We start from the raw sequence: 9,095 nt of genomic DNA, 5'->3' as shown, positions 1-9,095 counted from the left end.
TCGGTGGAATCCATGTCTTGAATCCTTTTTCTGGTTGGGGCCCCACACATGCTTTTGAAGCGCAAGTATCTCTTTGGCACGACGATCCTGGCGGGCGTCATGGCCGTCGCGGCTCCGGCCTTCGCACAAGACACGCAGCTGCCGGGCGTGACCGTCAACGCTGAGCCGACTGAAATCGAAGAGGTCGTCGTGACCGGTTCGCGTCTGCGTCGCGACGCCGCCAACTCGGCGACCCCGCTGATCAGCGTGCCGCGTGAGCAGTTGCTGAACACCGGTCAGAACTCGATCATCGACTATCTGGCCACCATCCCTGCGCTGTCGAACTCGCGCGTTCCGTCCGACACGGTCGACGTGTTCTCGCAAGGCGTCGGCTTCCTGGGCATCTCCTCGCCCAACCTGCGTTCGCTGGGTGCGGGCCGTACCCTGACGCTGGTCGATGGTCGCCGTCAGGTCGGTTCGGTCGGTGGTTCGCTGCAGGTCGACGTCGACACCATCCCGCGTCTGCTCATCGAAAGCACCGAGATCGTCACCGGCGGTGCGTCGTCGGTTTACGGCGCCGACGCCGTGTCCGGCGTGATCAACTTCGTTCTGCGCAAGGACTTCGAAGGTCTGGAAATCGACCTCAGCGCCTCGCAGATCAATCAGGGCGGCAACAACAACCGTTACAACGCCGCCATCCTGGGTGGCGTCAATCTGCTGGACGATCGCCTGAACCTGTGGGGCTTCGCCGAGTATGAGTACAGCGATGACATCCGCTCGGATGAGGTCGACTGGATCGCCGACGCCTGGGTTCTCTATGGCACCGACGCCGATCCGGCTGCGGCACCCTTCGACAACCAGATCGACGCCCTGCTGGCCAACAATGTCCGCACCCTGGCCCGTCCGCGTTGGGGTCAGACGACCCTGGCCAACACCCAGCAGCCCAGCCCGCTGAGCGATCCCGACATCCCGGCGGCCAACTGCAACACGACGTCGGCCACGGGCTTCTTGAACGCCAACTGCTACGCCGTGAACCCCGGCAAGACTTTCGTCTTTGAGGGTCCGACGGCCCGTCTGGCCAACTTCGGCCAGCGTATCGGCGTGAACGGCCTCAGCCGTCCGCTGAACATCGGGGGCGACGGCGCCAACCCGAACGTCCTCAGCTTCGAAGAGCGTACCCCGCAGATGGAAGCCCAGCGTTACGCCGCCGGCGCCAACTTCGCGATCACCGACAACATCAATCTGTCGATCGACGCCAAATACGTCGCCGAAGAAGCCTATGCCGGCAGCCAGCCGCAGTTCTTCGACTTCCACCTGAACGACGCGCCGGGCGGCGTGCCGATCGGCGTCAACACCGTGCCGCGCTGGTCCGGCCTTTTTGGCGATGGCCAGCTCAGCGCGCGTAACTATACCATGCGCTACTCGGACAACGCCTATCTGCCGCAAATCGTCAAGGATGCGATCACGGCCAATACGCTCAGCAACTACAATGCGCCGACAGCCAATACCCCCGGTACGGCTCTGCCTGCCGTCGCCGCGCAGTTCGCGCGTCACTCCCTGTTCGGCCCGCAACGCTTCCAGCAGCAGACCCGCGACCTGCAACAGTATACGGCGGCCCTGAACGGCGACCTCGACGGCTTTGCCTTCGTCAAGAACATCAACTGGGAAATCGCCTATACCTACGGCTCGGTTGACAACGAAGCCGAAGAAAACTCGGTCGACGGCCAGCGCCTGGCCCTGGCGGCCGATGCGGTTCTGGATGGAAGCGGTCAGATCGTCTGCCGGGCCACGCGTTCGGCGGCCCTTGGGTTTGCCGTTCGCGACGATCTGCGCGGCGGAGACCTGCGGGACACGGCCGAGGGTCGTGAAGCGCTGGCCGAGTGCCGTCCGCTGAACATCTTCGGTGAAGGCAACCAGGACCCGGCGGCCCTGGCCTATATCGAGGACGAGGCCGGCCTGCTGGTGACCGAGCGCAACGAGTCGGAACAGGCCCTGGCCTTCGTTTCCGGCGAGCTGTGGGACTTCTTCGGTGCCGGCCCGATCGGGATCGCCCTGGGTGCCGAGTACCGTCGTGAGTACACCGAGGCTGCGGGTCGTGACGATCGCGACAACCTGTTCACCTTCGGTCTGACCGGCCCCGACTTCCTCGGTGCCGAATATGAATCCGAAGAGTTCTTCGGCGAACTGTCCATCCCGCTGTTCCAGGACAGCTGGCTGGGTGAATATGCCGAGATCAGCGGGTCGTATCGTCAGTTCGACTACACCACCGCCGGCGACGGCGACGTGTACGGTGTCAACTTCGTCTACCGTCCGATCCGCGACATCGGCTTCAAGGCCAGCTACAACACCTCGTTCCGCGCCCCGAACCTGGGTGAGAACTTCGCACCGCTGTCGGGTACCTTCTCGAACGGCTTCGTCGATCCCTGCGCCACGGCCAACATCAATGCGCCGCTGACCGCGACCTATACGGCCGAGAACCGCGCCAACCGGATCACCAACTGTACGGCACTGGCGGTCGCTCGTGGCTACTCGCCGACCTTCTTCGACTTCGCCGGTGCGACGGCCGGTAACGAAGACGACTTCATCCAGACGGTCGCCAGCCCGTTCGGCTTCTCGGGCGGTAACGTGGCTCTTCGTCCGGAAACCTCGGAATCGACCACCTTCACCATCGTTCTGGAACCGCGTCAGATCCCGAACTTCAGCCTGGTGCTGGACTACTATGAAATCCGCATCGACGACGTGATCTCGGCGGTTACGCCCACCCAGGCTGCCGCCCTGTGCGTCAACTTCCAGGGCCTGGGACCGGCATGTGACACCATCTTCCGTCTGGGTCCGATCCCGACCCTGGGTGCCAACCCGACCAACATCGAGCGTTCGGCGGGCTTCCAGGTCGCCGGTTCCGGCCCGGGCGAGCCGGCCTTCATCGAAGGCGCGGTCAACTTCGCCGGCTTCCAGACCCGCGGTCTGGACGTCACGGCCAACTATGCCTTCGACGCTCGTGAGAAGTTCGGCCTGAACATCGGCAGCTTCCGCTACTCGCTGCGGGCCAACTGGCTGATCGAACAGAAGCAGTTCTCGAACCCTTCGAACCCGGCCCTGTTCACCGAGTTCGCCAGCAACCCGACCTCGCCGCGCGTCCGTCTGACGTCCACCCTGGCCTGGATCCCGACCGAGGATCTGAGCTTCACCTGGACGATGGACTGGCAGTCGTCACAGGATCTGTTCCGCATCCGCGATCAGGTTCTGTCCGGCAACACCGACAACCGCTCCTTCGAGTTCTATGAGAGCGAAAACTTCGCCCGTCATGACTTCTCGGTCCGGTATCAGGTCCGCGACGACGTCACCCTGCGTGCCGGTGTGACCAACGCCTTCGACTCCGAGCCGCCGGTCTGGCTGCGCGCCGGCTTCCAGGACAACATCGATCCGTACGGAACGCGCTTCTTCCTGGGCCTGAACTACCGTCCGTTCTAAGGACGACAGGCAGACACAACGGAAAGGGCGGCTCGCGAGAGCCGCCCTTTTTCGTTTCGCTGTGGATGGAGCCTTGCAAACTGCGGCCAAGGTTAACGATTTCCGTGGCATGCGTCCCGACTCAAGCTATCCGGTAACCTTCTCTTAAGCAGTTTGGGCGCTTCCTTAACGCGCTCATAACCAATGCGAATCGGCGGGGATTTCGCATCGGAACTGCAGGGCAGGGTCGGATAGGGTCTATAGAATATGTCTCTCTCGCTGGTACGTCCGCAAAGCGCGGATCTGAAACCCCGGATCGTCGTCTTCGGCGTGGGTGGCGCAGGCGGCAATGCCGTCAACAACATGATCGACGCCGGCCTTGAAGGGGTCGAGTTCGTCGTCGCCAACACCGACGCGCAACACCTCAGCTTCGCCAAGACCGACCGCCGCGTGCAACTGGGCGAGACGATCACCCAAGGCCTGGGTGCCGGTGCCCATCCCGAGGTCGGCATGAACGCCGCTGAGGAATCGGCCGAGGAAATCTACGGGCACCTGGAAGGCGCCCACATGGTCTTCATCACCGCCGGCATGGGCGGCGGCACCGGGACCGGTGCAGCCCCCGTTATCGCCAAGTGCGCGCGCGATCGCGGCATCCTGACCGTCGGCGTCGTGACCAAGCCCTTCACCTTCGAAGGCCGCCACCGCATGCGTCTGGCCGATGCGGGCATCGCCGAGCTGCAGCGTTACGTCGACACCCTGATTGTCATTCCGAACCAGAACCTGTTCCGCGTCGCCAATGAGCGGACAACCTTCGCCGATGCCTTCGGCATGGCCGACCAGGTCCTGCACTCGGGCGTCCGCTCGATCACCGACCTGATGATCCTGCCGGGTCTGATCAACCTGGACTTCGCCGACGTTCGTGCCGTCATGTCCGAAATGGGCAAGGCGATGATGGGCACGGGCGAGGCCTCGGGTGACGACCGCGCCCTGATGGCGGCCCAGAACGCCATCGCCAACCCCCTGCTGGACGAGACCAGCCTGAAGGGGGCCAAGGCCGTTCTGGTCAACATCACCGGCGGCATGGACATGACCCTGCTGGAAGTCGACGAAGCCGCCAACGCGATCGCCGGCGAGGTCGATTCCGACGCCAATATCATCTTCGGCGCCGCCTTCGACCCGGCCCTGGACGGCAAGATCCGCGTCTCGGTCGTCGCCACCGGCATGGAAGACCTGGCCGTGGCCAAGGCTCCGCCGACCACCACCTCCTCGATCATCGACAGCCGCCGCTCGACGCCGACCTATGCGCCGCGTGCCGCCGAGCCCGTGCGCAGTGAGCCCGTCCGCTCCGAGCCTGTCCGTTCCGAGGCTGCACCCGTTGTGCCGACTTTCCAGACGGCACCGTCTTACCAGGCCCCAACCTATCAGGCCCCTGCACAGGAACCGGTTCGCGAGCCGGTGATCCACGTCGCCGAAGAGCGCAAGCTGGAGCCCATCGTCGATCCCTGGGTCGAAGAGTACGAAAGCGCCCCGCGCACGGCTGCGGAAGCTCCGGCCCCACAAGGCGACCTGTACATGGATCGCGGCTACCAGCAGCCTGCTCCGCAGGCGCGCGAAGAGCAGCCGACCTATGACGACTACGACGACCGCGACCACCGCAAGAGCGGCTGGAGCCTGTTCGGCCGTGGCAAGCGTCAGCCCCAGCCGCAACAGTCGAACTATGCCCCCCAGATGCGGCCGACCAGCTCGGCCCAGCCCGCACCGGAGCCGGAGGCCCAAGACGACCTGGAGATCCCGTCTTTTTTGCGCCGTCTGGCCAACTAGGCCAGCGTGAAGACTGATCAACCGCCTCGCCCCCAGGGCCGGGGCGGTTTTTCTTTGGCCCTTAGCGTCTTTGGGTCCGTGTGACGGTTGCAGACCGAAACAATCCGAAACCGGACTTTGATTTCGCTCTTGCGAAAGGTTGGCTACATCGCTCCTCAGGCGAAATCCGCTAACCATGTCGCCGGCTGTAAAGAGACTGTCTGTGCCCACCCGTTTCGACCACCGCCAGAGGACGACCGTCGCGCCCGCGATCATCGCCGGCGTGGGCGTGCACACGGGTGACCGTGTGCGCCTGGCTGTGCGGCCGGGGGCCGAGGGCACCGGCATCGTCTTCGTCCGCACCGACATCACCGACCGCGACAACCGCATCCCGGTCTCGGGTGAGGCGGTCGTCGATGCCCGCCTGAACACCATGATCGAGAATGCGGCGGGCGTTCGCCTGTCGACCATCGAGCATATGATGGCGGCGTTCGCGGCCCTGGGCATCTCCAACGCCGTGATCGAGGTCGATGGCCCAGAGCTGCCGATCCTGGACGGCTCGGCCCTGCCGTTCGTCCAGCTGCTGGACCGCGCCGGTTTCCGCCGTCAGTCGGCCCCCGTCCGCTACATCGAAATCCTGGAGCCGATCCGCGTTCAGGACGGCGACAAATCGGCTACCCTGCTGCCCTGCGACCGCTACGAGATGCGGTTCGAGATCGACTTCCCGACCCCTGTCATTGGCAATCAGGTCGTGGATTTCGTCGTGGACGAAGACACCTTCCGCACCGAGATCATGGCCGCCCGCACTTTCGGCTTCGCGCATGAGGTCGAGGCCCTGCGCCGTGCCGGCCTGGCCCGGGGTGGCAGCCTGGAAAACGCCCTGGTCATCGACGGCGACCAGATTCTGAACCCCGGCGGCCTGCGCATGGAACGCGAGTTCGTCCGGCACAAGGCACTGGATGCCATCGGCGACCTGTACGTCCTCGGCGCGCCCCTGCTGGGTCGTTACGAAGGTGTCAAAGCGGGCCACGCGATCAACAACCTGCTGGTCCGCGAACTGCTGGCCAATCCCCAAGCCTGGCGCGAAGTCACCCGCGTGCCTGAGCTGGCGATGGCGGGCTGAGCCTCAGCCGAGACTGATCGCGCTCATCATCCGCCCGAAGTCCGGCTCGCCCCTCAGAAAGGCCCGGCGGTTGGAGAAGAACCGCGCCTCATCCGCTCGAGTGTCGTCGCCTGTCCAGGCCGCTTCTCCGACACCGGCCTGCTCCAGCCGCCACAGAACGAAGCCCGGCAAGTCGAACAGACGTTTGTCCGGTAACCCGCCCGGCACGAAGAACCGACCGCTACCGGGGTCGTGGTGTTCGAACCGGTCCTGATAGTCGGCGCCGACCTCATAGCTCTGTTGCGCGATGCAGGGTCCGACGACGGCAGTGATGCGGGATGGCTCGGCACCCAGCGCCTGCATGGCGGCGACGGTGGAATGGACGATGCCGCCCAGCGCACCCTTCCAGCCCGCATGCGCCGCACCGACGACGCCCGCCTCGGCATCGGCCAGCAGCACGGGGGCGCAGTCGGCGGTCAGGACGGCGCAGACGACACCGGGCGCGGCGGTGGCGACCGCATCACCCTCGGGCCGTTCGCCCTTCCAGCCCGCATCGGCAACGCGGCATAGGGCGGAGTGGATTTGGTAGCAGGCGGTGATGTCGTCTGGCGTGCCCCCCATGTGCGCGGCGATCCGGCGGCGGTTCTCTTGCACGGCTGCGGGATCGTCGGAGGAGCCGACGCCGGTGTTCAGGCCGTCGTAAATGCCGGTCGAGACGCCGCCCTGACGCGTGAAGAAGCCGTGGCGGATGCCTGCCTTGTCCAGCAGCGGGTGGGTGATGGGGGCCAGGGGTGTCGCGTCGGTCATGCCTCGAACCCCGGCACGACCAGGGTATGCGGCGAAAAGATCGCGCAGACCTTGAACAGTGTGCCCATCTGGTCGTCGGCGGTCAGGCGTTCCATCTGTCGGTCGATCACTGGCGCGGCCTCGGGGCGGCCGTCCTTCAGCCGCTCGGCTCGCGCCTCAATGCCCAGCCGGTGCAGGAACTCGCCCTGACCCATGCAGCCCGTGACGTCGGCCCCGGCGCGGACGGCGGCGTCAAGGACCGTTGGAAAGTCGGCCCACTGCGTCAGGTCGGTCTGGCCGGGTGCATCCAGCGGATCGACCTTCTGATGCCGCCGCAGACCTTGCAAGGTGTCGCCAGCCTCGGGTCGCGATCGGCCATAGTCGATCAGCAGGGCGGCACCGGACGCCGCCTTGATCAGGGTCGCCACATCGCGTCCGAATGCCGCCTGCTGGTCGGAGATCTCGACCGTCTGACCCGGCTCGACCGTGAAGTCGGGTCTTTTGAAGCCGCCGCTGATGGCGACCAATCCGAACGTCAGGGCACCGTCGTCGGTGACGCCGACCCGCCTTTCGGCCCAGCCGTCTTCTGTCTTCACGAACTGGCGGGCCGGCAGGCAGTCCAGCACCTCATTGGCGATCAGGATGACCGGCGCGTCGGTTTCGACCTTGTTCAGGGCCGACACCCAGCGGGGGTGCACGTCGCTGTCGGCCAGCATCCGCGCCTGGGCGGCCCTCAGTGGCGGACTGGGCTCGATCAGCACGACATCCACCGCCTGCAGAAACGCCGGGGCCAGCCGCGCAGCTCGCAGCGCGTCGGCCATCAGTGTGCCGTCGCCGGGCCCAACCTCGACCAGCCGCACCCGCTCGGGCGCGCCCAGCCGCTCCCACGTCTCGACCGCCCACAGCCCAATCAGCTCGCCGAACATCTGGCTGATCATCGGCGCGGTGATGAAGTCGCCGGTCGCTCCGATGGACGGCCGGGTCGCATAGTATCCGCCTTGAGGGTCGTGCAGGCACCGGGTGACATAATCCGCGATCGTCATCGGTCCGGTCAGGGCGATCTCGCGGGCCAGGCGCTGGGCCAAGGTGGTGGCCGTCTCCATCGATCAGGTCGCCTGCACCGGCGGACGGCTCCAGGCCCGCCATATCAGCCAAGCCCCGATCAGCATCATCGGGATGGACAGGGCCATCCCCATGGTCAGCCCCAGCGGCAGGTTCTCAAGTCCCGCATCCGGCTGGCGCACCGTCTCCAGCGAGGCCCGGATCAGCCCGTAGCCGAACAGGAAAAGGCCTGTGACATAGCCCGGCTTCTTCAGCAATTTCCATTTGTAGACGGCCAGCGCCAGCACGCCGAACAGCACGATCCCCTCCAGCCCCGCCTCATAGAGCTGGCTGGCGTGCCGCACCACGTCGCCGGGGCCGACGATCAGACCCTCGCTGGTCACCGCCTGACAGGTGGGGCCAAAGATGTCGCGCATGCGGTCGTTGCAGAAGTTCACACCCCACGGCACGGTCGTCTCGCGGCCGTACAGCTCGCCATTGATGAAGTTGGCCAGGCGGCCGAAGCCCAGTCCGATCGGCACGACCGGCGCGACCAGATCACCGAGGCTGAGCAGCCTGATCTTGTTTCTCCAACTGAACCACAGGATCGCCAGGCTGACGCCGATCAGGCCGCCGTGGAAACTCATGCCGCCGTCCCACAGGCGGAACAGGGCGAAGTTGTCGGGACCGCTGAACAACTGGCCGTACAGATGCGGCTGGTAGAAGAGGGCATAGCCCAGACGCCCGCCCAGGATGATGCCCAGGGTGATGTAGAGCACCAGATCGTCGACCTGCGTCGTCGTGGCCGGCGGCTGGCCAGGGGCCCAGACGGCCGCACTTTTCGCCAGCCGATTGGCGTACCACCAGCCCAGAACGATGCCGGCCACATAGGCCAGGGCGTACCAGCGCAGGTCCAGAGGGCCGATGCTGATCAGGA

At 65.5% G+C, this 9,095-nt stretch carries 6 protein-coding genes; 3 read left to right on the top strand and 3 right to left on the bottom strand.

The features are described from left to right. The first annotated feature begins 48 nt into the window (after positions 1–48). The 3 genes from JHC81_RS12345 to lpxC all read left to right on the top strand — a co-directional run bounded on the left by JHC81_RS12345 (position 49) and on the right by lpxC (position 6,352). On the top strand, positions 49–3,450 hold the full coding sequence (locus JHC81_RS12345) for a TonB-dependent receptor (RefSeq protein WP_292175123.1): 3,402 nt from the start codon (positions 49–51) through the stop codon (positions 3,448–3,450). Positions 3,451–3,696: 246 nt separating this feature from the next. Beyond that, positions 3,697–5,250: a cell division protein FtsZ gene (gene ftsZ / locus JHC81_RS12340; RefSeq protein ID WP_292175122.1), complete on the top strand. Its 1,554-nt coding sequence runs from the start codon at positions 3,697–3,699 to the stop codon at positions 5,248–5,250. A gap of 202 nt (positions 5,251–5,452) precedes the next feature. Further along, positions 5,453–6,352: a UDP-3-O-acyl-N-acetylglucosamine deacetylase gene (lpxC, locus tag JHC81_RS12335; protein ID WP_292175121.1), complete on the top strand. Its 900-nt coding sequence runs from the start codon at positions 5,453–5,455 to the stop codon at positions 6,350–6,352. A 3-nt stretch (positions 6,353–6,355) separates the two neighbouring features. On the opposite strand, the gene pgeF is transcribed toward lpxC, so the two are convergent. Genes pgeF through lgt form a run of 3 tightly spaced genes read right to left on the bottom strand, consistent with a single transcriptional unit; the run spans position 6,356 to position 9,093 of the window. After that, positions 6,356–7,138 carry a peptidoglycan editing factor PgeF gene (gene pgeF / locus JHC81_RS12330; protein WP_292175120.1) on the bottom strand — a complete coding sequence of 261 codons (783 nt, stop codon included), beginning with the start codon at positions 7,136–7,138 and terminating at the stop codon, positions 6,356–6,358. Further along, positions 7,135–8,220, bottom strand: coding sequence for an SAM-dependent methyltransferase (locus JHC81_RS12325; protein ID WP_292175119.1), 1,086 nt, complete (start codon positions 8,218–8,220; stop codon positions 7,135–7,137). Before JHC81_RS12325 ends, pgeF begins: the two co-directional genes overlap by 4 nt. 3 nt (positions 8,221–8,223) lie before the next feature. Continuing rightward, positions 8,224–9,093, bottom strand: a complete 870-nt coding sequence (lgt, locus tag JHC81_RS12320; protein ID WP_292175117.1) for a prolipoprotein diacylglyceryl transferase — start codon at positions 9,091–9,093, stop codon at positions 8,224–8,226. Between the last annotated feature and the right edge of the window lie 2 nt (positions 9,094–9,095).

Origin of the sequence: Brevundimonas sp. (assembly GCF_016463295.1) — a bacterium.
Taxonomy (GTDB): Bacteria; Pseudomonadota; Alphaproteobacteria; order Caulobacterales; family Caulobacteraceae; genus Brevundimonas.
Note: the sequence above shows the minus strand (reverse complement) of the source record. Positions and strands in the feature narration are given on the sequence as shown.

Excerpts from the sequence above, each read along its gene's own strand:
- ftsZ (WP_292175122.1), top strand. The coding sequence starts at position 3,697 with ATGTCTCTCTCGCTGGTACGTCCGCAAAGCGCGGATCTGAAACCCCGG.
- JHC81_RS12345 (WP_292175123.1), top strand. The coding sequence starts at position 49 with ATGCTTTTGAAGCGCAAGTATCTCTTTGGCACGACGATCCTGGCGGGC.
- pgeF (WP_292175120.1), bottom strand. The coding sequence starts at position 7,138 with ATGACCGACGCGACACCCCTGGCCCCCATCACCCACCCGCTGCTGGAC.
- JHC81_RS12325 (WP_292175119.1), bottom strand. The coding sequence starts at position 8,220 with ATGGAGACGGCCACCACCTTGGCCCAGCGCCTGGCCCGCGAGATCGCC.